Annotated in this window: 18 protein-coding genes and 1 pseudogene; 7 read left to right on the forward strand and 12 right to left on the reverse strand. The window is 76.5% G+C overall.

The genetic code is table 11. The annotated features are described in order from the left end of the window. Positions 1–393 precede the first annotated feature (393 nt). The gene (locus ACF1BN_RS22920) at positions 394–849 is read right to left on the reverse strand and encodes an RrF2 family transcriptional regulator (protein WP_392333448.1); all 456 of its coding nucleotides are present in this window, start codon (positions 847–849) and stop codon (positions 394–396) included. A gap of 223 nt (positions 850–1072) precedes the next feature. Here ACF1BN_RS22920 and ACF1BN_RS22925 point away from each other — a divergent pair, with 223 nt between their 5' ends. Both ACF1BN_RS22925 and ACF1BN_RS22930 read left to right on the forward strand, forming a co-directional pair. After that, positions 1073–1195 (forward strand): hypothetical protein, encoded by a 123-nt coding sequence (locus ACF1BN_RS22925; RefSeq protein WP_392333449.1) that lies wholly within the window; start codon positions 1073–1075, stop codon positions 1193–1195. Between the two features lie 139 nt (positions 1196–1334). Beyond that, positions 1335–2222 carry a glutathione S-transferase C-terminal domain-containing protein gene (locus ACF1BN_RS22930; protein ID WP_392333450.1) on the forward strand — a complete coding sequence of 296 codons (888 nt, stop codon included), beginning with the start codon at positions 1335–1337 and terminating at the stop codon, positions 2220–2222. A 24-nt stretch (positions 2223–2246) separates the two neighbouring features. On the opposite strand, the gene ACF1BN_RS22935 is transcribed toward ACF1BN_RS22930, so the two are convergent. Further along, complete coding sequence (locus ACF1BN_RS22935; protein WP_392333451.1) at positions 2247–3284, reverse strand: NAD-dependent epimerase/dehydratase family protein; 1038 nt, start codon at positions 3282–3284, stop codon at positions 2247–2249. Between the two features lie 140 nt (positions 3285–3424). Here ACF1BN_RS22935 and ACF1BN_RS22940 point away from each other — a divergent pair, with 140 nt between their 5' ends. After that, positions 3425–3652: a DUF5133 domain-containing protein gene (locus ACF1BN_RS22940; protein ID WP_392333452.1), complete on the forward strand. Its 228-nt coding sequence runs from the start codon at positions 3425–3427 to the stop codon at positions 3650–3652. Here ACF1BN_RS22940 and ACF1BN_RS22945 read toward each other — a convergent pair. After that, positions 3561–4877: an MFS transporter gene (locus tag ACF1BN_RS22945; protein ID WP_392333453.1), complete on the reverse strand. Its 1317-nt coding sequence runs from the start codon at positions 4875–4877 to the stop codon at positions 3561–3563. The two genes, ACF1BN_RS22940 and ACF1BN_RS22945, sit on opposite strands and share 92 nt — an antisense overlap. 57 nt (positions 4878–4934) lie before the next feature. Between ACF1BN_RS22945 and ACF1BN_RS22950 the strand changes: the two genes are divergently transcribed. Beyond that, a complete protein-coding gene (locus ACF1BN_RS22950) occupies positions 4935–5507 on the forward strand; it encodes a CGNR zinc finger domain-containing protein (protein ID WP_392333454.1) in 573 nt (190 codons plus the stop codon). A gap of 58 nt (positions 5508–5565) precedes the next feature. On the opposite strand, the gene ACF1BN_RS22955 is transcribed toward ACF1BN_RS22950, so the two are convergent. From ACF1BN_RS22955 to ACF1BN_RS22980, 6 genes and pseudogenes are all read right to left on the reverse strand, one after another. Then, complete coding sequence (locus ACF1BN_RS22955; protein ID WP_392333455.1) at positions 5566–6897, reverse strand: D-alanyl-D-alanine carboxypeptidase family protein; 1332 nt, start codon at positions 6895–6897, stop codon at positions 5566–5568. 432 nt (positions 6898–7329) lie between these two features. Further along, positions 7330–7602: a hypothetical protein gene (locus tag ACF1BN_RS22960; RefSeq protein WP_392333456.1), complete on the reverse strand. Its 273-nt coding sequence runs from the start codon at positions 7600–7602 to the stop codon at positions 7330–7332. A 62-nt stretch (positions 7603–7664) separates the two neighbouring features. After that, a complete protein-coding gene (locus tag ACF1BN_RS22965) occupies positions 7665–8141 on the reverse strand; it encodes an NUDIX domain-containing protein (RefSeq protein ID WP_392333457.1) in 477 nt (158 codons plus the stop codon). Between the two features lie 102 nt (positions 8142–8243). After that, positions 8244–9200, reverse strand: a pseudogene (locus tag ACF1BN_RS22970) (FAD-dependent oxidoreductase); the annotation flags it as partial. Beyond that, positions 9197–10762: an FAD-dependent oxidoreductase gene (locus ACF1BN_RS22975; protein ID WP_392333458.1), complete on the reverse strand. Its 1566-nt coding sequence runs from the start codon at positions 10760–10762 to the stop codon at positions 9197–9199. The gene ACF1BN_RS22975 and the pseudogene ACF1BN_RS22970, both read right to left, overlap by 4 nt. Then, a complete protein-coding gene (locus tag ACF1BN_RS22980; RefSeq protein WP_392333459.1) occupies positions 10759–12270 on the reverse strand; it encodes an FGGY family carbohydrate kinase in 1512 nt (503 codons plus the stop codon). Before ACF1BN_RS22980 ends, ACF1BN_RS22975 begins: the two co-directional genes overlap by 4 nt. Before the next feature lie 356 nt (positions 12271–12626). Between ACF1BN_RS22980 and ACF1BN_RS22985 the strand changes: the two genes are divergently transcribed. Further along, a complete protein-coding gene (locus tag ACF1BN_RS22985) occupies positions 12627–13610 on the forward strand; it encodes a hypothetical protein (protein WP_392333460.1) in 984 nt (327 codons plus the stop codon). Positions 13611–13828: 218 nt separating this feature from the next. Continuing rightward, entirely contained in the window at positions 13829–15367 is a 1539-nt protein-coding gene (locus ACF1BN_RS22990) for an amino acid permease (protein WP_392333461.1), read from the forward strand. Positions 15368–15386: 19 nt separating this feature from the next. Here the strand turns inward: ACF1BN_RS22990 and ACF1BN_RS22995 are convergent, their stop codons facing one another. Beyond that, a complete protein-coding gene (locus ACF1BN_RS22995) occupies positions 15387–16397 on the reverse strand; it encodes a GntR family transcriptional regulator (RefSeq protein ID WP_392333462.1) in 1011 nt (336 codons plus the stop codon). A gap of 181 nt (positions 16398–16578) precedes the next feature. Here ACF1BN_RS22995 and ACF1BN_RS23000 point away from each other — a divergent pair, with 181 nt between their 5' ends. Then, positions 16579–17919, forward strand: coding sequence for a DUF2252 domain-containing protein (locus tag ACF1BN_RS23000; protein WP_392333463.1), 1341 nt, complete (start codon positions 16579–16581; stop codon positions 17917–17919). A 41-nt stretch (positions 17920–17960) separates the two neighbouring features. Here ACF1BN_RS23000 and ACF1BN_RS23005 read toward each other — a convergent pair whose 3' ends face one another. Together ACF1BN_RS23005 and ACF1BN_RS23010 are read right to left on the reverse strand one after the other, a co-directional pair. Beyond that, positions 17961–19352, reverse strand: a complete 1392-nt coding sequence (locus ACF1BN_RS23005; RefSeq protein ID WP_392333464.1) for an FAD-dependent oxidoreductase — start codon at positions 19350–19352, stop codon at positions 17961–17963. A gap of 215 nt (positions 19353–19567) precedes the next feature. Next, positions 19568–20004, reverse strand: a 437-nt coding sequence (locus ACF1BN_RS23010) for a transposase family protein (RefSeq protein WP_392333465.1), incomplete at its 5' end; no start/stop codon positions are given.

A 20004-nucleotide genomic window follows, 5' to 3' on the forward strand; every position in this document is an offset into this window, starting at 1 on the left:
GGGTGTGTCGGTGGGCGGGACGGCGTCAAGTCGAGGCAGGTGGCGGCGGATTGCCCGCCGAGCCGACTCGGGAACGGCGGGGCGGGCCGGCCGGCTCGGGAACGGCGGAGCGGGTCGGTCGTGTCGGGAACGGCAGGGCGGGCCGGCCGGGGGAAGGGTGGCGGGGTGCCGGCGGTGCGGGGGCGGTGCGGTGAGGGTGTACCGGCTGGGCGGGGGCGGCGTGGTGGCGGTGTACCGGTCTGACGCGGGTGGTGCGGTGAGGGTGTACCGGATTGGCCGGGGCGGCGTGGCGAGGGCGTGCCGGTCTGGCGGGGGCGGCATGGTGACGTCTTACCGCGCCGGTGACGTCCGCGCCAGGGCGCGCGGTGGCGGGCGGTGTGGCCCGGCCGTCCGTCAGGGGTTCGTCCAGGCCTCCGGGTCGTCCGCCTTCGCGGTGATCTCGGCCGGCAGGCGGGCCGACGCGACCTCCGCGAGCGAGACGCCCAGCACCTCGCGGACGCCGGCCCGCAGCGCGATCCACAGTGGCAGCAGCGACTCGGCGGGGCCCGTGTACGCCAGGTCCGGCGGGCGCTGGCCGCGCACCGAGACCAGCGGGCCGTCCACGCAGCGGATGACGTCCGCGACCGAGATCGTCTCGGCGGGCCGCGCCAGCCAGTAGCCGCCCCGCCCGCCGCGCTGGCTCTCCACCAGGCCGCCCTTGCGCATGTCGCCCAGGATCCCCTCCAGGAACTTGTGCGAGATGCCCTGCCCCTCGGCGATCGCCTCGGCCTTCAAGGGCCCGCTGTCTCCGGCGGCCGCGAGCTGGAGGGCGGCCCTCACGGCGTAGTCGGCCCTGGCTGAAATGCGCATGCGGCGCATTATTCCGTACGGCTCCGAGGGGTGCCGGACGGCAGCCGCCCGGGTCGCGCCTCCGCCGGTGCGGGGTCCCGCCGCCCGGCCGCCCGGCCGTTCCGCTCCCGGCCGGGCGGCGGGGCCGGAACGCCCGGGGCCGGTCCTGTCCGCGCCCTTGACGGCGTCCGCCGGCCGCCGGACACTCGGGACAGGGAATCCGAGCGGACGGGTAGGGAACCACATGCTTCACGGTGACGGGCTCGGCGGCCGGACGGCCCGCCCGTCGTCGCGTCCCCTGCCGCGCTCCCTGCCCCTCACCTCGCGCCGCCACATCGACCTGCTGCGGGTGTGCAGCGCGGCCTGACCGCGCCCGGCCGGCCCGCTCCTCCGGGCCACGGCCGCCACCTCCCGCCTTCCCGTCACTCTGCTGCCGCCGCACGGGCGTTCCCGCACGCCTCGACGAAGCCCGCACGGACCCAGCACCGAGCAACCCTGGGAGCACCATGCCCGTCGTCGTCCCCTCCTCGCTGCTGCCCGCCGCCTCCGCGGCACCCGCCTTCCGCGGCCGGATCGGCCGCTCCGCCGACAGCGGCCACTACGCCGTGCCGCACCGCTACCGGCTCCACCTCGCCGCGGCCGACCCCGACTGTCTGAGCATCGCCGTCACCCACGGACTCCTCGGCCTCGACGCCACCCTGCCGCTGCGGCTCCTGCCCGAAATCCCCGACGCCCCGGACGGCTCGTACACCGCGCTCCGCCCGCTCTACGAGGCCACCGCACACCTCTACACCGGGCCCGCCGCCGCGCCCGTCCTCGCCGACGCCTGGACCGGACGGATCGTCAGCACCCACGTCCCCGACATCCTCCGCGACCTCGCCCTCCGCTTCCGGGGCGACGGTCCCGAACTGCTGCCGGAGGAGCACCGCCAGGAGATCGACGCCCTCGCCGTGCTCTGCGCGGGCGGCGTCCACCGGGCCGCGCAGCGGGCCGGCGCCCTCGGCCTCGACCCGGAGGCGGGGGCCCGGCGGGAGTCCGAGGAGGCCCTCGCCACGCTCTTCGGGGCCCTCGCCTCCCTCGACGCGCGGCTCACCGGCCGGCCGTACCTCTTCGGGGCCGCGCCGACCCTCGCCGACGTGCACGTGTGGGGCGCCCTGGTGCAGCTGGACACCGTCCACCGCTGGCACCTGGACGCCGCCGCCCTGCACCGGGTCGCCGGACACCGGGCGCTCTGGGCGTACGCCCAGCGGCTCGCGGGCCACCCGGCGTTCGCCCGCCACCTCGACGTCGACGCGGTGCTCCGCCGCCACCGCGCCCACTGCAAGGGACGGGAGGCGGCCGGCGCGGCCATCCGGATCGTCGACTGGGACGCGGCGGGTGCGGCGGGCCGCTGACGGCCCGCCGCACCCGGGAGGGGATCAGGCGGCGCGGCGCCCGGCCAGGGGAGCCGTGTCGTCGCCCGCGCCGGACCGCACCCCGCGCAGGAACGCCTCCAGGGCCTCCACCGAGGTCGCCCGGGGGGTCCACTCCAGCTCCTCGCGCGCGCGGGCGACGGACATCACCGGAATGTGGCGCAGCAGGTCGAACAGCCCGGGGGAGGCCGGGGCGAGGCGCAGGTGCCAGGCGGCGGCCAGCGCGCCCCGCACCGCGCCCGCGGGGACCCGCACCGGCCGCGCGTCGAACAGGTCGCCGAGCAGCGCCGCGTCCACCACCGGCTCCGCGGCCAGGTTGAACGCGCCGCGCACGTCCCGCAGCACGGCCCGCAGGTAGGCGTCGGCGGCGTCGTCGGTGTGCAGGACCTGGAAGCGCAGACCCTCGAACTCCGGCAGCACCGGCAGCAGATCGGGCCGGACGAGCGGTCCGGGCAGGAACCGGCCGGCGAAGATCCGGCGCTGTTCGCTCGCCGCCTCCTCCTTGAAGAGGAAGGCCGGCCGCATCCGGACCACCCGGGTCTGCGGACGGTCGCGCTCGAAGGTGTCCAGGACCCGCTCCAGATAGGCCTTCTCCCGGCTGTAGGCGGCGCCCGGCCAGCCGTCCGTCGGCCACGCCTCGGACACCGGCGCGCCGGTGTCCGGGCCGGGGGAGTAGGCCCCGACCGAGGAGGCACAGACGAGCGCCGGCACATGCGCCTCCGCGACCGCGGCGCAGACCCGCAGGGTGCCCAGCACATTGGTGTTCCAGGTCGTCACGGGATCGTGCGTCGGCTGGAAGCGCCACGCCAGGTGGACGACCGCGTCCGCGTCGGCCAGGTACCGGGCGAGCCGGGGCTCGTCACGGGCCTCGGACAGGTCGACGGCGGCCCACTCGACCCCCGGCAGCCGGAGCTCGGGCAGCCGCCGGGCCAGTCCCAGCACGGAACCGACCCGCTCCTCGCGGGCCAGGGCCCGCACCACGCTCGTGCCGACGTTCCCGGTGGCGCCCGTGACGACCACCCTCAGTCGCGTACTCGGGTTCATGTCTTCGACCCTCGGCCATTCGGGCGGAGCTCGCACCTCGGCCGTCCCGAAATGACGGAACGTGACCACAGGGGTCGCGCGGGTGGCCGGCCGCGAGCACCATGGAGCGACGCACGACACGGGGCCGCCACGGAGGAAGAATGCTGCTGCCCGACCGCAACACCGTCGAACGGCTCCTCCGGCACTACCGGGCCCAGGAACGCACGGTCCTCGCCGCTCCCGGCGACCCCTCCCTCCGCCGCCGCTGCGAGGACACCGCGTACACCCTGTGCGTGCTCATGGGCGTCCGCTCGACCCCGGAAGCCCTCCGCGCCGCCGAGCGGTACGTCGCTCCGCGGGTCGCCCGAGTTCCCCGGTCTCCGCTCTGACCCCGTTCCGGCCCCTCGCGTACGGGAGTGCCGACACGGCGCAGACCGCCGAGGCACCCAGCAGCGCCGCCGGGACGGACCAGGCCGCCACCGGCCCCGCCACCGCCGCGCCCACCGCGAAGCCGGTGATCTTCAGGCCGGCTCCGGTGGTGAACACCCGGCCGCGCAGCCGGCTCGGGGTCTCCTCGTGCCGGACGGTGAACAGGGCGGTCAGCTGCGGACCCTCGGCGGCGCCCGCGACCGCGAACGCCACCACCAGGGCCGCCGGTCCGCACGTCGAGGCCGTCGCCCACGCGCTCGCCTGCACCAGGGCCCCGCCCCACAGCACCCGCCCCGGCGGTACGGCGCGGGGCGGCCGGGCGTGCAGCGCGGTCGCCGCGAGGGCGGTGGCCGCCGCCACGGAGAGCAGCAGCGCGCCCCGGCCGGAACCGCCGAGCGCCCGCGCCCCCAGCACCGGGAGGCAGGCGGCCACCGCGCCCTGAGCGGTGGCGCAGCCGACCGAGGTGACCGTGGCGCGCAGGAGAGGACCCCGGCGGAACACGGCCACGACGCCGTCACGGCCCCGCCGCCCGGGCGCTCCGGCGGCGGCCCGGTGCGGCCCCCGGCCGTCCGCGTGCCGTGCGGCGCCGGCCTCGGGTGCGTCCGGCACCGCCGCCGGCAGCGACCAGGCGACCGGTGCCGCCGTCGCGACCAGGGCCGCCGCGAGGACGACCGCCGTCGGCGCGTCGAGCAGCAGCGCGGCGCCGCCCGCGAGCGCCGGACCGGCCAGCGCCGCCACGGAGAAGGTCAGCGCGTCGAGCCCGTGCAGACGGGGCATCCGGTCGGCGGGCGCGATCCGGGGGAGCTGCGCGGTCCAGCCGCCCGAGAGCGCGGGACCCACCAGCCCGGTGACCACCGCGAGCAGCGCCGTCACGGCGAACGGCAGCCGGTCGAGCCCGAACAGGACGGCGCCGAGCCCCGCCGCGTAGAGGACCGCCGTGCCGGCGAGGAGCCGGCCGGGCCGGCGGGACCGGTCCAGGAGCCCGCCCAGCAGGGGCGCGCCCACCGCCGCCGAGACCGTCACACACGCCAGCAGCGCCCCCGCACGGGACGTCGAGCCCGCGGCGGCGAAACCGGCGAGGGCGAGGGCGGGACCGGACATCTCGTCACCGGTCCTGGCCGCGAGCGCCCCCGCCAGATGAGCGGCGACGGACGGACGGCGGGTGGTTGGAGGACGGACGCGCATGGCGCCCGAGACTACGGAGGTAACTGAAAAGCTCGCAATATGCGTTACATTCGGCCGATGCCCGTGCTCCCCGACCGGTCCACCCGGCACTCCGCCGTCGCCATGGCGCTGCGCACCGCCGCCCTCGTCAACGCCCTGGCCGACCCCGCGGCCGGACCCCGCGAGGTCACCGCCGTGCTCCTCGCCCACGGCGAGCCGCCGCCCGCCGCCGTCACCCCGGGGGAGGTCGCCCCGATGCGGGCGGCCGCCGTGCTCCTCCGGGAGGTGTTCGCCGCCGGATCCGCCGACGAGGCCGCCGCCCTCCTCAACTCCCTGCTCGCCGCCCACACCGGCCCCCTCCGCCTGACCTCGCACGGCGGCACCGCACCCTGGCACCCCCACGCGGACGCCGACGACGACGCGCCCTGGACCCCGTGGTTCCTCTCCTCCGGCTGCCTGGCGCTCACCTTCCTCCTCTGGGAGCGGCAGGCCCCGCCCGGCCGGACCTGCGTCTCCCCGTCGTGCGGGAACGTCTTCGTCACGCACGGCAGCGGACCCGAGCGCCGCTACTGCTCCCGCCGCTGCGCCACCCGGGAGAGGGTGGCCGCCCACCGCCGTTCCCGTACGCCGACGGCCCCCGGCGCGGGCTGAGACCCGGCCGGGGGCCGTGGACGCGACCGGGGCCACGCCGTACGCGAGCGATCCGTCGTCAGGCGCGCGACACCCAGCGGCGCCAGGCCCACAGGGCGAGCGCCGCCGCGCCGGCCGAGGCGACGAGCGCCAGCGGCACCGTCACCGACGGGCCGTCGCCCTCGGGGTCCGCGGTCGCCGCGGCCGGGGCGACCGCGGCCTGCGCGGCGGCCGGGCCCCCGGCCCCGCCGCGTACCGACACGGGCCGCGCGTCCGGCCGCTCCGGCTCCGCCTTCGTCACCGGCTCCGATCCCGGCCCCCGCTCCGACTTCGCGACCTGCTCCGACTCCCCGACCTGCTCCGATTCCGGCTCCGGAGACTTCGGCGGCAGCAGCGAACCGACCGGCTGGACCTTGCCCGCCGCCTCGAAGCCCCAGTCGAGCAGGTCACGCGCCTCCTCGTACACGGCGAGGCCGCCGCCCGACTGAGGGTTCATCACCGACACGACGAGGGTGCGCTCGCCCCGCCGGGCGGCGGCGACGAGCGTGTTGCCCGCGTTGCTGGTGTAGCCGTTCTTGATGCCGAGGATGCCCGGGTAGCGGCCGACGCCGTCCTCGCCGGTCACGAGCCGGTTGGTGTTGGCGATGCCGAAGGACCACGAGCCCGCAGGGAAGTCCGCGTACGCGGTCGAGGAGTAGCGGACGAAGTCCGGGTCCTGGACGCCCGCCCGGCCGAAGACCGCGAGATCGTACGCGGACGAGACCTGGCCCGGCGCGTCGTACCCGTCCGGGGAGACCACGTGGGTGTCCACCGCCCCCAGCGACCGCGCCTTGTCCTGCATCTGGCGGGCCATCGACCGCCAGCCGCCGCTCATCGACGCGAGGACGCGCACGGCGTCGTTCCCCGAGCTGAGGAAGACGCCGTTCCACAGGTCGGAGACGCGGTACGTGTACCCCTCCTTCACCCCCACGAGGCTGCTGCCCTCGCCGATCCCCATCAGCTCCTCGTCGGCCACCGTGTGCTGCTCGGACGCCTCGTGGTGCGGCAGTGCGGTCAGCGCGAACAGGGTCTTCAGCGTGCTGGCCGGCGGCAGCCTCCGGTGCGCCGAACGCGCGGCGAGCACCTCGCCCGTCCCGGCGTCGGCGACCACCCACGACAGCGCCGAGAGGGAGGGGACGTCCGGCGCGCCGGACAGCGGCTGCACCTGCGTCCCGGACCGGTCGAGCCGGGCCCGGTCCACGAACCGCCGCGCGGGAGGGGTCGGTTCGGTGACGGAGCCGGACACGAGGGCGGGGACGGAGGCCGGGGCGCGGGGCGGGGTCGCGGCGACGCCGGACACCGGGGCGGAGAGCACGAGCAGCATCGCGGCGGAGCCCGCGGCGGTATGACGAAGGGCTGACGTGACGATCATTCAGCCACCGTAGGAACGAGGTGGAAAACGCGCCGGGCGGAGTGCGCCACCCGGCCCAAAGAACCCGACGTCGAGCGGGCGCGTCGTGCCGCCGGTCGGGTGGTCGTATGAACGCCAACTCTGTCGAGCGGCGTCACACCCCCTGCCGCCCGGCTCCACTCCCCCTTCCGCCCGGCACCTTTCCCCTTCCGCCCGGCCCGTTCTCCCTGCCGTCCGGCACCTTTCCCCTGCCGTCCGGTCCCCTTCCCCCTGCCGTCCGGCTCCGTGACGCGTGCCGTCCCGCGATGACGGCCCCCGTCCGGCCGGAACGCCCTCAACCCGCCGCACGCCGGCCGCGGGGCCCGCTCGCACGCCCGCGCCGGCCCCGGCGCCCCGCCCCCGCCCCGGCCGCCCGCCTCCCCCTCCGGCCGGCGGCCGGCGCGCCGCGCGGGGTCAGGCGCGGCGGCCCCGGTCCGCCGTGCGGGTCGGCGCGCCGGGAGGGGACGCGGGGGAGGAGCGGAGGGTGGAGACCAGGCGGAGCAGCCGGTCCTCGTTGCCCGCGAGACCCGCCGCGCGCAGCGCCTCGTCGGCCTCCGCCATGGGGTTCGTCAGCATCACCCCCGCGTACGGGGCGAGGCGCGGATCCGTCAGCACGGCCTGCGTGGATTCGAGGAGGCGCAGATACGCCTGGGCCGCGGCGCGCTCGGTGGCGGTGATGGTGGTCATGTCGGGCTCCCTCTCGACGGCTTGACGCACCCCACCCTCTCGTACGGGTCTGACAACGCCCCTCAGGCCCGCCCGCGCACCCGCGTGACAAGCCGCTCCAGGAACGCCCGCTGCGCCGCGACGAGCAGCGGCTCCGCCGCCTCCGGGGTGAACCAGCCGACCCGGTCCAGCTCCGGGAACTCGGTGGTGGTGCCCGAGCGGGGCGGCCATTCCATGGTGAAGGTGCCGGGCACGACGGCGGCCGGGTCGAGGTCGCCCTCCACCGCCCACACGGTGACGGTCTTTCCGCCCGCCTGCCGGACCTCCCCGAGGTCGATCCAGTCGCCGTCCGGAACGGGCAGCCCCAGCTCCTCCAGGAACTCGCGGCGGGCCGCGTCCTCCGGCGTCTCGTCCGCCCCGTACTCGCCCTTGGGCACCGACCAGGCGGCCTCCTCCCGGCGTGCCCAGAACGGCCCGCCCATGTGCCCGATGAGCACTTCGATCCCGCCGCTCCCCGTCCGTCGGAAGACCAGCAGACCCGCGCTGCGTGTGACCGCCATGCCGCCAGTCTGCCCGCACCGGACCGCCTCCGCAGGGGAGGCGTCCCGGGAGGGGAATCAGGCCGGGCGCGCGGCCCCGGACCGGAACCCGCCGTTGGCCCCGCCGGCCAGGTGGGCCAGGATCGCGTCGGCGACCGCGCGGCCCCCGGCGGCGGCGCGGAGCGCCGGCTCGCCGCCGTGGAGCAGGGCGCCCGCCGCGAACACGCCCGGCACCCCGGTCCGCAGGGCCGTGTCCACGCGCGGGCCCCGGGTGCCGGGAACGAGGGGCAGGCCGCCCGCGCGGGCCAGTTCGTGCTCCGGGATCCAGTCGCCGGTGAGCACGAGCGTGTCGCACCGGAGCGAGCGCGTCCGCCCGTCCCGGCCCCGTACCGTCACCCCGGCCAGCCGCCCCCGCCCCGTCAGCTCCGTCACCGTCGTCCGCGTCAGCACGGGGACGCCTCCGACGCCCACCGCCGCCCGCGCCTCCTCGCACACCACGGCCGCGATCGTGACGCCCGCGCTCCGCAGCAGCCGGACGGCGTGTCCGGCCACCGGGCCGCCGCCGACGACCACGGCGCGCCGCCCGATCCGCTCCGGTCGCCGCCCGAAGAGCCCCACCGTCCGCTGGAGCTCACCGGTCGTCAGCACCCCGGGCGCGCGGGTGCCCGGCAGCAGCCGCGCCGGGCGGGCGCGCTCGCGGGCGCCGGTCGCGAGGAGGACGGCCCGCGCCTCGATCGTCTCCAGTCCGGTCGGCGCGGTGGTCTCCAGCCGGAGCGGGCCCGCCCAGCCGGTGGCCGACACGCCGGTACGCAGGACGGCTCCGGCCAGGCGCGCCGCGCGGACCGCCCGCCGGGCGTACCCGGGGCCGTCCAGGGCGCGGGCCCGGGCGTCCGCGCCGAAGCCCGGGCGGAGGCAGTGGCGGGGCACGCCGCCCGCCTCCGGCTCCCGCTCCAGGACCTCGACCCGTCCGGCGCCCGCCGCCGCGAGCCGCGCCGCCGCGGTGAGCCCGGCCGGGCCCGCGCCGACGACCAGCACGTCCACCGCGCGGGCAACCCGTCCCCCGGCCCGCTCCCGGTTCACCGGGCCACCGTCCCCTTCGCGTGCTCCTCGAACAGGGCGCGCAGGGCGGGCCGGCAGTGGCCGCCCTGGCAGCGCCCGGCCCCGGCGCGGGTGCGGCGGCGCAGCCCTTCGAGGCTCGCGGGCGGGACGACCGAGGCGAGTGCGGCCCGCACCTCGCCCCGGGTGACGTGCTCGCAGTGGCAGACGACCGCGCCGTGGCCGGGGTCCCGGGCGATGGCCTCGGCGTCCCGGTAGGGGCGGGGGAAGGCCTCGCCGAGGTTCGGCATCCGCACCGGCGCGAGGGGTCGCTCGGGGCCGGTCCGCAGTCCGCACTCGGCGAGCAGCCCGAGGGCGTGTTCGGCGAGGGCGAGGGAGGCGGACAGGCCCGTGGAGCGGATTCCGCCGACGGTGACGTACCGGAGTGCGGGGCGCGCCGCGCAGCGGTAGTCCTCCCGGCCGGTGGCGGCCCGCAGCCCGGCGTAGGCGGCCGTCACCTCCTCCTCCGCGAGCGCGGGCACGATCCGGGCGCCCCGCTCCCGCAGTCCGCCGAGGCCGTCGGCGGTGGTGCCGGTCGCGGTGCGGTCGCCGAGGTCCTCGGCGGTCGGGCCGAGCAGGACGTTCCCGTACACGGTGGGCGCGACGAGGACGCCCTTCCCGAGCGGGCCGGGCACGGGCAGCAGGATGTGCCGCACCAGCGCGCGGGCGGCCTTGTCGTACACGAGCAGCTGGCCGCGCCGGGGCGTGACCGTGAAGTCTCCGACGCCGAGCAGCGCGTCGAAGCGGTCGGCGTACAGCCCGCAGGCGTTGACGAGGTACCGCGCGGTGAGCGTTCCGCGGCCGGTGGTCAGCCGGTGGGGCGACCCGGGGACCGTGACGACGTCCGTCACCCGGCAGCCGAGCAGCAGGTGGACGCCGGAGCGGACCGCCTGGGTGGCGTAGGCGAGGGTGGTGGTCCAGGGGCAGATCAGCGACTCTCCGGGCACGGCGAGCGCGGCGAGCGCGCCGGGGCCGAGGTGCGGTTCGCGGCGGCGGAGTTCGGCCGCGCCGAGGATCCGGGTGGCGTGATGGCCGTTGCGGGCGGCCTTCGCGACGAGGCCGGGGAGCGCGGCCCGCTGCTCCTCGTCCCAGGCGACGAGCAGGGCGCCGACGGGCTCGACGGGGATCCCCGCCTCGGCAGCGTAGCCGGAGAGCAGCCGGTGGCCGGCGCGGACCAGACCGGCCTCCAGAGTGCCGGGGGCGGCGTCGAAACCGGTGTGCAGGATCGCGGTGTTGGCCTTGGAGCTCCCCTCGCCGACGTCCTCCGCCGCCTCGACGAGCGCGACCCGCAGCGGGTACCGCGCCAGCGCGCGGGCGATCGCGCACCCCACGACCCCGGCTCCCACCACGACGACGTCGTAGGCGCCCCCCGCCCCGTCCGGCAGGGGCCCGCGCCGGCTGACGAGCCCGCGCCCGCTGACCTGCCCGCGCTCCCCGACGTGTCCGTGCTCCCTGCCGTGCCCGTGCTCCCCGACGTGCCCGCGCTCCCTGACGTGCCCGTGCTCCCCGGCGTGTCCGTGCTCCCTGACGTGCCCGTGCCGGGTCATGCCGGACCCTCCGGCGCCGTCGGAGTCCCGGACGCCTCCGGCGGCGCCGTGACGGGATTCCCGTCGCGGTCCGGGGGGCGGGACAGCAGCGCCGCGACCTCCGCGCGGAAGCGTCCCAGGCGTTCCGCCGCCTCGTCGGCCGAGATCGCCGGCTCGTACACGGCGGACGGCTTCCAGGGCGGTACGGCCTCCGGCACGGTGAGGCCCGGTTCGTGGCCGAGGCGTGCCATCGCGCCGACGCCGAGCGCGGTGGCGTCCGGCAGCGCGGCCACCTCCACCGGCAGCTGGAGCAGGTCGGCCTGGGTCTGCATGAGGAGCGCGGAGCGGGTCAGCCCCCCGTCGGCGCGCAGGGAGTCCAGCGTCGCGCCCCGGTCGGTGGCGGCGGCCCCGGCGAGCTCGACGACCTGCGCCGCGATGCCCTCGACCAGGGCCCGCACCAGATGCCCGCGCCCGGTGTCGAGCCCCAGGCCGGTGAGGGTGCCGCGGGCCTCGCCGCGCCACCAGGGGGCGGCGAGTCCGGCCAGGGCGGGGACGAACGTGACGCCGCCGCTGTCGGGCACCGATCCGCCGACGGCGTCGAGTTCGCCGGCGCCGGAGACGACCCCGAGGTCGGTGAGCCAGCGCACGGCGGACGCGGCCGTGTACACCTGCCCGTCGAGGCAGTGCTCGGTACGGCCCCGCAGCCGCCAGGCCACGCAGCCGACGAGTCCGGTCGTGGTGCGGCGGGGGAGCGGACCGGTGCGGGCGAGCAGGAACGCCCCGGTGCCGTAGGTGCACTTGGCGGCGGCCGGCGCGGTGGCGCTCTGGGTGAGGAGGGCGGCCTGCTGGTCCACGACGAGCCCGGTGAGCGGGAGCCGTGGGCCGAACGCCGTGGTGGTGCCCACCGGTTCGTCGCAGTCGACGATCCGGGGCAGGCGCTCGCCGCCGAGCCCGTAGAGATCGAGGGCGGGCCCCGACCAGGCGACGGCGGCCGGGTCGAGCAGCCCGGTGCGGCCCGCGGTGGCCGCGTCGGTGACGAAGGCGCCCGTCAGCCGGTGGACCAGCCAGGCGTCGCTCGTCGTCACCACCCCGGCGCCGGTCGCGTGACGGCGGATCCAGGCCATCTTGGGCGCGGCGAAGTAGGGGTCGACGGGCAGACCCGTCAGCGCGGTCAACTCCGCCTCGTGAGAGCCCAGTTCCGCGCAGACGCCGGCCGCTCTGCGGTCCTGCCAGACGAGCGCGTCGGTGAGCGGGGCGCCGGTGGCGGGGTCCCAGGCGAGCACCGTCTCGCCCTGGTTGGCGAGACCCACGGCCACCACCGGGACGCCCGCCTCGGCGAGCGCCGCGCGACCCGCCGCGACCACGGAACCGTACAGCTCGCCGGGGTCCACCTCGACGCGCCCGCCCGGCAGATGGCGGGGGGCGACCGGTGCCGTGCCGGTGCCGAGCACCCCGCGCGCGGGGCACAGGACGAGCGCCTTGGTGCCGGAGGTGCCTTGATCGACGGCGAGTACCGGGCCGCCCGTCATGAACCTGCTCCCGTCCTGGAGTCCGCCGGACGCCGGCCGGGGCAGGCCCGCCGGGCCGCCGCCGGGTGATCGTCCGGTCACGGAAAGGGGTCAGGCTCGCGGGCGGACGGCGGCTCGTCAAGTCTTCCCGGGAGAGGCTGTCAGGTCGGTGAACCGAACCTGACGGTAGTTCAAATAATGACACTGGCCTGATAGTTACGGTCACGAAGATGAGCCGGACGATCACCTTCGGTCGTGCCTATAGTGAGCGCGCCGCTCGCCGACGGACCGCGGGCCGTCCGCCGACCGACCGCGCCCCACCGAGGACCGATGACGACGCCCACCGCCCGGCCCGCACCGCCCGGCCCCACCCGCTGATGCCCGCCCCCGGCTTCCGCCCCGTCTTCCACCCCGCGGGCCACGACCACGCCCTGCGCCACGCGCTCCAGGACCTGCGCACCGGCCGCTGGGGCGAGATGGCGCGGCTCCTGGGGGGCACGGCCGACTCCGGTCACTGGGACGCCTGGACCCGCCGCACCCAGATCCTCGCCACCGTCGCCGCCGGCACCGACGTCGTCCACGCGTGGCGCGCCGAGGAGCCCGCCAGCCCCGCCGCCGCCGTGATGCACGGCCGGGTCGCCGTCGAACGCGCCGTCCGTGCCCACCGCGCGGGCCACGCCCGGACCCGGACGCTCCGGCAGGAGGCGTGGGACGCATGCCGGGAGGCAGCCGACCGCGCCCCCGCCGACCCCGTGCCCTGGATCGGGCTCCTCGCCCTCGCCGTCCTCGACGCCCGCAGGCCCGGCCCCGAACACCGCGTCCCGCCGCCCGCGCCCATGCTGCCGCCCGGCCCCTGGGGGCTGCTCGCCGAGACCGAGAAGCGCGACCCGTACAACCGCGAGGCGTACCACCGCATGCTCCAGTTCCTCTACGCGCGCCGCGACGGCCCGCTCTCCGAGGCGGTCAACTACGCCCAGTGGGCGGCCTCCACGGCCCCCCGGGGCTCCGCCCTGCACGCCCTGCCGCTCTACGTGCGGGTCGAACGCTACCGGCGCGACCGGGGACACGAGCACGCCCTCGACCTGCACTGGATCGCCGAGGACGCGGTGCGCGAGGCGCGGCGGGCGATGGACGCCTGGTTCCTCTTCTGCGCGGTGCCGGAGGCGTCCCAACTGGACCTCAACCACCTGGCGCACGCGCTCTCCGGCGCGCTCCGCTTCACCGAGGCGGCGCGCGTCTTCGAGGCCCTCGGCCCGTACTACACCCCCGTGCCCTGGGCCCACCGCACCCCGCGCCCGGACGACCGTGTCCTCGCCGAGGAGGTCTTCCTGCGCGCCCGCGCCCGCTGTCTCGGCGACTGACCCCGGGCCCGCCCGCCCTCCGTCCCGCCGCCACGGCACGACCTCGCCCGCCGCTCCCGAACCGCCGACTCCGCACGACCGCTCCCGCCGCTCCCGAACCACCGACCTCGTACGACCACTCCCGTCCCACCCGTCCCACCCGCCGCCTGCCTGCCACCGACTCCGTACGGCCGCTCGGCCCCACCGCTCACCCGCCCCGTCCCCCGGAGGTTGACCCGATGTCCCGCACCGCCCCCACGGACGGGCGCCGCAAGGCGTCCGCCGCCGCGTTACCCGACGAGGAGGCCCGGCTGCGCGAGCTGGGCTACCAGCCGGTGCTGGCCCGCCGGATGGGCGGGTTCGGCAACTTCGCCATCAGCTTCTCGGTCATCTCCGTCCTCTCCGGCTGCATGACCCTGTACGGCTTCGGGCTCGGCACCGGCGGCCCCGCCGTCATGCTCTGGGGCTGGGCGGGCGTCGGCCTCTTCGTGCTCTGCGTCGGCCTCGCCCTCGCCGAGGTCACCAGTGCCTATCCCACCTCAGGGGCGCTCTACTACATGGCCGACCGGCTCGGCGGCCGCCGCTGGGGCTGGTACACCGGCTGGCTCAACCTGCTCGGCCTGCTCGGCGCCATCGCCGGCATCGACTACGGCGCCGCCCTCTTCACCGGCGCCTTCCTCAACCTCCAGTGGGGCTTCACCCCCACCCCCGGCTCCACCTTCCTGATCTTCCTGGCGATCCTGCTGCTCCACGCCGTCCTCAACCTCTTCGGCGTCCGCCTCGTCAGCGTGCTCAACTCGATCAGCGTGTGGTGGCACCTCACCGGCGTCGCCGTGATCGTGGGCGCGCTCGCGATCGTCCCCGACCGCCACCAGTCGGCCGAGTTCGTCTTCACCGAGTTCGTCAACGACACCGGTTGGGCCAACCCGTTCTACGTCGCCGCGATCGGACTGCTCCTCGCCCAGTACACCTTCTCCGGCTACGACGCCTCCGCCCACCTCTCCGAGGAGACCGCGAACGCCTCCGTCACGGCGGCCAAGGGCATCGTCCGCGCCATCTGGGTCTCCTGGATCGCCGGCTTCGCGCTCCTCGCCGGACTCACCTTCGCCATCCAGGACTACGCGGGCACCGTCGGCAGCGCCACCGGCGTCCCGCCCGCCCAGATCCTCCTCGACGCCCTCGGCACCGGCGGTGCCACCGCCCTGCTCCTCGTCGTTATCGTCGCCCAGCTCTTCTGCGGCAACGCCGAGGTCGCCGCCGCCAGCCGCATGGTCTTCGCCTTCAGCCGCGACAACGCCCTTCCCGCCTCCGCGACCTGGCGGAAGGTCAGCCGGCGCACCCGGACCCCGGTGCCGGCCGTGTGGCTCTCCGTCGGCGCCGCCGCCGTGCTCGCGCTGCCCTCGCTGTACTCCGCGACCGCGTACGGCGCGGTCACCGCGATCAACGTCATCGGCATCACGCCCGCCTACGCCATCCCGATCCTGCTCCGCCTGCGGGCCGGGCGCGACTTCACGCCCGGCCCGTGGAGCCTCGGCCGCTGGAGCAAGCCGATCGGCTGGGTGGCGGTCGGCTGGGTCGCGGTCGTGACCGTCCTCTTCTGCCTGCCCCAGAAGAGTCCCGTGACCGTCGACACCATGAACTACGCCGTGATCGCCCTCGTCGTCGTGCTGCTCCTGGCGACCGTGTGGTGGTACGTCGCCCGCCGCTCGTACGGCACGCCGACGCCGTACGGCGGCAGCGCCCGCGAGGAGGCGGAGATCACCGAGGGTCTCGTCTGACGGCAGCGGGTCCGGGCGGTCAGAGGCTGTACTCGTACGTCCACGCCGCCTCCTGCGCCGAGAAGTCGATGTCCGTGACCTCCAGGACGTGCCCGTGCTGGTCGCTCACCACCCGGTGGACGCTCAGCCGGGCCGGGCCCCCGGCCACCGTCCCCGCGGCGGAGGACGGCACCCGGACCGACTCCCGGTGGGTGGCCCGCAGCCCCGCCTGGTGCATCCAGTGGTAGAGGAGCCGCAGGTCGGGCTGGCCGACCAGGGGCCGGGCCCGCCGGTAGCGGGCCAGCTGCGGGATCTCGTCCAGCGCCGGCCGGGAGAACCAGGACACCGCCCGCTGGAGCTCCCGGCCGTGCGGTGCCAGCACGCGGTGACGGTGGACCAGCGTCGGCTCGCCCGGCGCCAGCAGCAGCCGCGGGGCCAGCGCCGTCGGCGGCGGCTCCCAGCCGAGCGAGGCCCGCACCAGGGCCTCCGCCGCGCGCGAACCGCCCGGGAAGACCGGCCGGGCGGCGGAAGCCGACGGCGGCTCGGGCGGCGCGTCCTCGTCGGGCGCCGGCCCGGTCGTGGCGAAGGTGCCGCGCCGGTCGGTCACCACCAGCCTTTCCTCGCGCAGCAGTTGGAGCGCGCTGCGGACGGTCTGCCGGTTCACGTGGTACCGCTGCGCCAGGGAACGCTCCGAGGGCAGCCGGCCGCCGGGGGCGAGCGCCCGGCGGCCGAGGTCGTCCCGCAGGGCGGCGGCGACCCGCAGATAGCGCGGGACCTCCCCCTCGGCGGAATCGGGTGCGGGCCGGGAGTCGGTCCCGGCTTCGAGGCAGCGATCGCGCCCGGCGTCGGGCCCGCGATCGTGCGTCGGTCGATGCCTCGCTTCGAGGCCGGGTTCGTGCCCGGGTTCGAGCCTGCGATCGGGTCCGTCGTCGGGCCCGGGACCGGGCCGGGAGTCGGGCCCGGGACCGGGCCGGGGGCTCGACCGGAGGCCGGGCCGGGAATCGGGCCGGTAGGCGGGCGGGAAATCGGGTACGGCTTCTGGGACGGCCATGATCAACCCCTTCTTCGCTCAGCGTGACAGCGTGGGCCGTATGGGTGATCAATTCCTATCATTGGTCTAAACCATTTTGCTAGGGCGACCGTGCAGAGTGGCCGAAACCCGCGTCGCACCCTGTAATGGGGACCAGGCGACAGCACCGGCCCAGCCGGTGACGGAACAGGGGTGAGGCCGGATGACGACGCCCTCGGAGCAGGCCCGCCGGGGCCGCGCGGCCCGCAAGCGGGTCCCGCGCTCCTCGCACGGCCGCTGGATACCGAGCTCCCAGCGCCCCGACCCGCTGACCGTCCTGGAGCGGCAGGCCGCCGACCGGCTGCCCGACCTCGCCCCCGTGCGGTACGGGCGGATGGCCGCCTCCCCCTTCGCGTTCCTGCGCGGCGCCGCCGCCGTCATGGCCGCCGACCTCGCCGCCACCCGCAACACCGGACTCACCGTCCAGCTCTGCGGCGACGCCCACCTGCTCAACTTCGGCGTCTACGCCTCACCCGAACGGACGCTCCTCTTCGACGTCAACGACTTCGACGAGACCCTGCCCGGCCCCTTCGAGTGGGACGTCAAGCGCCTCGCGGCCAGCATCACCGTCGCCGCCCTCCAGAACGGCGGCTCCCGCCCCAAGGCCCACCGCGCCGCGCTCGTCGCCGCCGAGTCGTACCGCACCACCATGCGACGCCTCGCCGGCCTGGGGGAGCTCACCGTCTGGTACGAGCGGATCGACGCCGACGAGCTCGCCGGCCTCGTCCGCCCCGGCGAACGCGACCGGGTGGCGCGCGGCCTCGCCAAGGCGCGCCGCCGCACCAGCCTCCAGGCCCTCGACAAGCTCACCGTCGCCGACGGCGACGGCGGCCGACGGATCGCGGACGACCCGCCGCTCCTGGAGCGCGTCGCCGACCTGGACCGGGTCACCCTCGGCAAGATCTTCAGCGACTACCGCAGCTCGCTCTCCGAGGAGCGCCGCCTCCTCCTCGACCGCTACCGCTTCCGGGACGCCGCCCGCAAGGTCGTCGGCGTCGGCAGCGTCGGCACCCGCTGCTTCGTCGTCCTCCTGGAGGGCCGAGACGAGCGCGACCCGCTGATCCTCCAGATCAAGGAGGCGAGCCGCTCGGTGCTGGAGGCGTATCTGCCGCCCACCGCCTACCCGCACCAGGGCCGGCGCGTCGTCTGCGGCCAGCGCCTCACCCAGGCCGCCAGCGACATCTTCCTCGGCTGGATGACCGGACCGGAGCAACGCCACTTCTACTGGCGCCAGTTGCGCGACATGAAGGGCTCCGCCGAGGTGGAGTCGATGACGCCGGCGATGCTCCGGGAGTACGCCCGGCTGTGCGGGCGCGCCCTGGCCCGCGCGCACGCCCGCTCCGGCGACCGCGTCGCCATCGCCGCCTACCTGGGCTCCTCCGACGTCTTCGACCGCGCGGTCGCCGACTTCTCCCTCGCCTACGCCGGGCAGAACGCCGACGACTACGGGAGCCTCGGCGCCGCCATCGCCGCCGGCATGATCACGGCGGCCCCGGGAGTCTGACCCCGGTCCGACGCCCGACGCCCGACGCCCTCCGCCATCCGTCAGCCCCCGAGGTGCAGCGGGGGCTCCGCCGGGGTCTCGGGGACCGGTGAGAACAGTGCCGCCCGCATCACCGAGGGAGCGAACAGGCCGTTCAGCGGCGCCGTCAGCGTCAGGGCCGCGCGGAACGGGACGCCGACCGTCGCGTCGCCCGCCGCCCGCTCCTGGATCCGCGCCAGGTACCAGCCGGTCACCCGGTCCATCGGCCGGGACCGGGCCGCGTCACCCGTCGCGCCCGGCATCTTCTTGTCCGCACCCGCCGAGATGTCCCAGGCCTGCCGGGACGCGTCGAGCACCGCCCGCTGCACCCGCCGGGTGGTCGGGACCCGCCGGGTGTCCGCGAGCGCCCGGCGCAGCGCCACCGCGGCGAGCGCCGCGGTCGCCATGCCCTGCCCGTAGATCGGGTTGAACGCGCAGAGCGCGTCACCGGTGGCGAGGAAGCCGGCCGGGCGGCGGCCCGGACGGTCGTACCTGCGGCGGATGTTGGCGGTCCGCCGGAAGCCGTGGACGGGGCTGACCGGCTCCGCGCCGGCCAGCCACTCGCTGATCACCGGATGCGGGAACCGCTTCGCGTACTCCTCGAACTCCCCCTCCTCGGTGGGCGGTTCGTCGCCGCGCAGGCCCGAGAAGGTGACCATGTGCAGGCCGTCGCCCAGGGGGACGATCACTCCGCCGTAGGGCTGCCGCGGGCCCGGCACGATGTAGTAGCCGAGCGCGTCCGTGGCCGGCACCGCGTCGGTCGCCCGGTAGACCCGCGAGCTGTAGGCGAGGCCGGTGTCGAGGGTCTCCTCGTGCGGTGCCTCCGCACCGATCGCGGCCAGCCAGTCCGCCGCCTTGGTCGACCTGCCCGAGGCGTCCACCACGAGGTCGGCGGCGAGCGTACGGGGCTCCTGCCCGGCACCTGCGCCGCGCTCCCGCAGCCGGACCCCGGTGACCCGGGCGGCGGTGCCGGTGAGGCCCACCGTCTCGCTGCCCTCCACGAGTTCGATCCGGGGGTCGGCGAGCACCCGCTGCCGCACCAGCCGCTCCAGCTGGGGCCGCGGTCCGCTGTAGAAGTGCGCGGAGGCGGGAAGCCGGGTGAACCACTGGCCGGCCTGCCACTGGACCATGTCCGTCGGCATGGCGACCCTGGGCGCGCCCTGTTCCCGCAGCTCGTCCATGAAGCCGGGCAGCAGCCCGTCCAGTGCCTGCTGGCCGCCCGCGATGAGCACGTGCAGGTGCCGGCCCTGCGGCACACCGGGCCGGGCGTCCGGCCCCTCCGGCAGCCGGTCGCGTTCGACGACGGTGACCCGCTCCGCGTGTTCGGCGAGGACCCGCGCCGCCAGGAGTCCGGCGAGACTTCCCCCGATGACCACCGCGTGACGAGTCCCGCGGCGCCCCAAGTCGTCGGCCATACCCGCCCTTTCGTGTCGTGGACAAGACGTGATACCGACCAGTATCCATGGCGGGAAGGGCGCGGACCGCGCTCGGCGGGGGCGGAAGGGCGCGGGGCGGGGGCGCGAGCGGCGGCCCTTCAGCCCCCACGGCCCGCGCCCGCCCCCGGACCCGCCTAAAGGGTGTTGTAGAAGGCCGGGCTCGGGCAGGCTGAAGTGGCGCCTGACCTGCTGTTTCACCGTGTCATGGCGAGGTTGTGCATGGTGGCGACGGCGTGGTGGAGGCCGTCTCCTTTCTGGCGGCAGTCGCGGAGGATCTTCCAGTTCTTCATCCGGGCAAAGGTGTGCTCGACGCGGGCACGGACGCGTCGGTTTTCGGTGTTGTCCTCCTCCTGCCCGCGCAGGAGGGGACGGCCGGCTCTCTTGCGGTGCGGGACGATCAGACCGGTGCCCAGGTAGGCGCCGTCCGCGATCACCGTCGTCCCGGCCGCGGTGGCCGGCAGGTCCGACTCCCGCCACACGTGGGCGTCAGCCTTGGTGCCCGGCGCGGGCCGGGCCGAGGCGATGACCTGGCGGCTGTCCGCGTCGATGATGACCTGCACGTTCGCCGAGAACCGGTAGTTGCGGGGGGAGACTCCCACGGTGCGGTCGCGGACCGGGATCAAGGTTCCGT

The sequence above is a fragment of the Streptomyces sp. NPDC014861 genome (assembly GCF_043081625.1).
In the GTDB taxonomy this organism is placed as follows: Bacteria; Actinomycetota; Actinomycetes; order Streptomycetales; family Streptomycetaceae; genus Streptomyces.

Excerpts from the sequence above, each read along its gene's own strand:
- ACF1BN_RS22925 (WP_392333449.1), top strand. The coding sequence starts at position 1,073 with ATGCTTCACGGTGACGGGCTCGGCGGCCGGACGGCCCGCCCGTCGTCG.
- ACF1BN_RS22950 (WP_392333454.1), top strand. The coding sequence starts at position 4,935 with ATGCCCGTGCTCCCCGACCGGTCCACCCGGCACTCCGCCGTCGCCATG.
- ACF1BN_RS22965 (WP_392333457.1), bottom strand. The coding sequence starts at position 8,141 with ATGGCGGTCACACGCAGCGCGGGTCTGCTGGTCTTCCGACGGACGGGG.
- ACF1BN_RS22940 (WP_392333452.1), top strand. The coding sequence starts at position 3,425 with ATGCTGCTGCCCGACCGCAACACCGTCGAACGGCTCCTCCGGCACTAC.
- ACF1BN_RS22920 (WP_392333448.1), bottom strand. The coding sequence starts at position 849 with ATGCGCATTTCAGCCAGGGCCGACTACGCCGTGAGGGCCGCCCTCCAG.
- ACF1BN_RS22985 (WP_392333460.1), top strand. The coding sequence starts at position 12,627 with ATGCCCGCCCCCGGCTTCCGCCCCGTCTTCCACCCCGCGGGCCACGAC.
- ACF1BN_RS22945 (WP_392333453.1), bottom strand. The coding sequence starts at position 4,877 with ATGCGCGTCCGTCCTCCAACCACCCGCCGTCCGTCCGTCGCCGCTCAT.
- ACF1BN_RS22935 (WP_392333451.1), bottom strand. The coding sequence starts at position 3,284 with ATGAACCCGAGTACGCGACTGAGGGTGGTCGTCACGGGCGCCACCGGG.
- ACF1BN_RS22990 (WP_392333461.1), top strand. The coding sequence starts at position 13,829 with ATGTCCCGCACCGCCCCCACGGACGGGCGCCGCAAGGCGTCCGCCGCC.
- ACF1BN_RS22930 (WP_392333450.1), top strand. The coding sequence starts at position 1,335 with ATGCCCGTCGTCGTCCCCTCCTCGCTGCTGCCCGCCGCCTCCGCGGCA.
- ACF1BN_RS22995 (WP_392333462.1), bottom strand. The coding sequence starts at position 16,397 with ATGGCCGTCCCAGAAGCCGTACCCGATTTCCCGCCCGCCTACCGGCCC.
- ACF1BN_RS22960 (WP_392333456.1), bottom strand. The coding sequence starts at position 7,602 with ATGACCACCATCACCGCCACCGAGCGCGCCGCGGCCCAGGCGTATCTG.
- ACF1BN_RS22980 (WP_392333459.1), bottom strand. The coding sequence starts at position 12,270 with ATGACGGGCGGCCCGGTACTCGCCGTCGATCAAGGCACCTCCGGCACC.
- ACF1BN_RS22955 (WP_392333455.1), bottom strand. The coding sequence starts at position 6,897 with ATGATCGTCACGTCAGCCCTTCGTCATACCGCCGCGGGCTCCGCCGCG.
- ACF1BN_RS22975 (WP_392333458.1), bottom strand. The coding sequence starts at position 10,762 with ATGACCCGGCACGGGCACGTCAGGGAGCACGGACACGCCGGGGAGCAC.
- ACF1BN_RS23000 (WP_392333463.1), top strand. The coding sequence starts at position 16,579 with ATGACGACGCCCTCGGAGCAGGCCCGCCGGGGCCGCGCGGCCCGCAAG.
- ACF1BN_RS23005 (WP_392333464.1), bottom strand. The coding sequence starts at position 19,352 with ATGGCCGACGACTTGGGGCGCCGCGGGACTCGTCACGCGGTGGTCATC.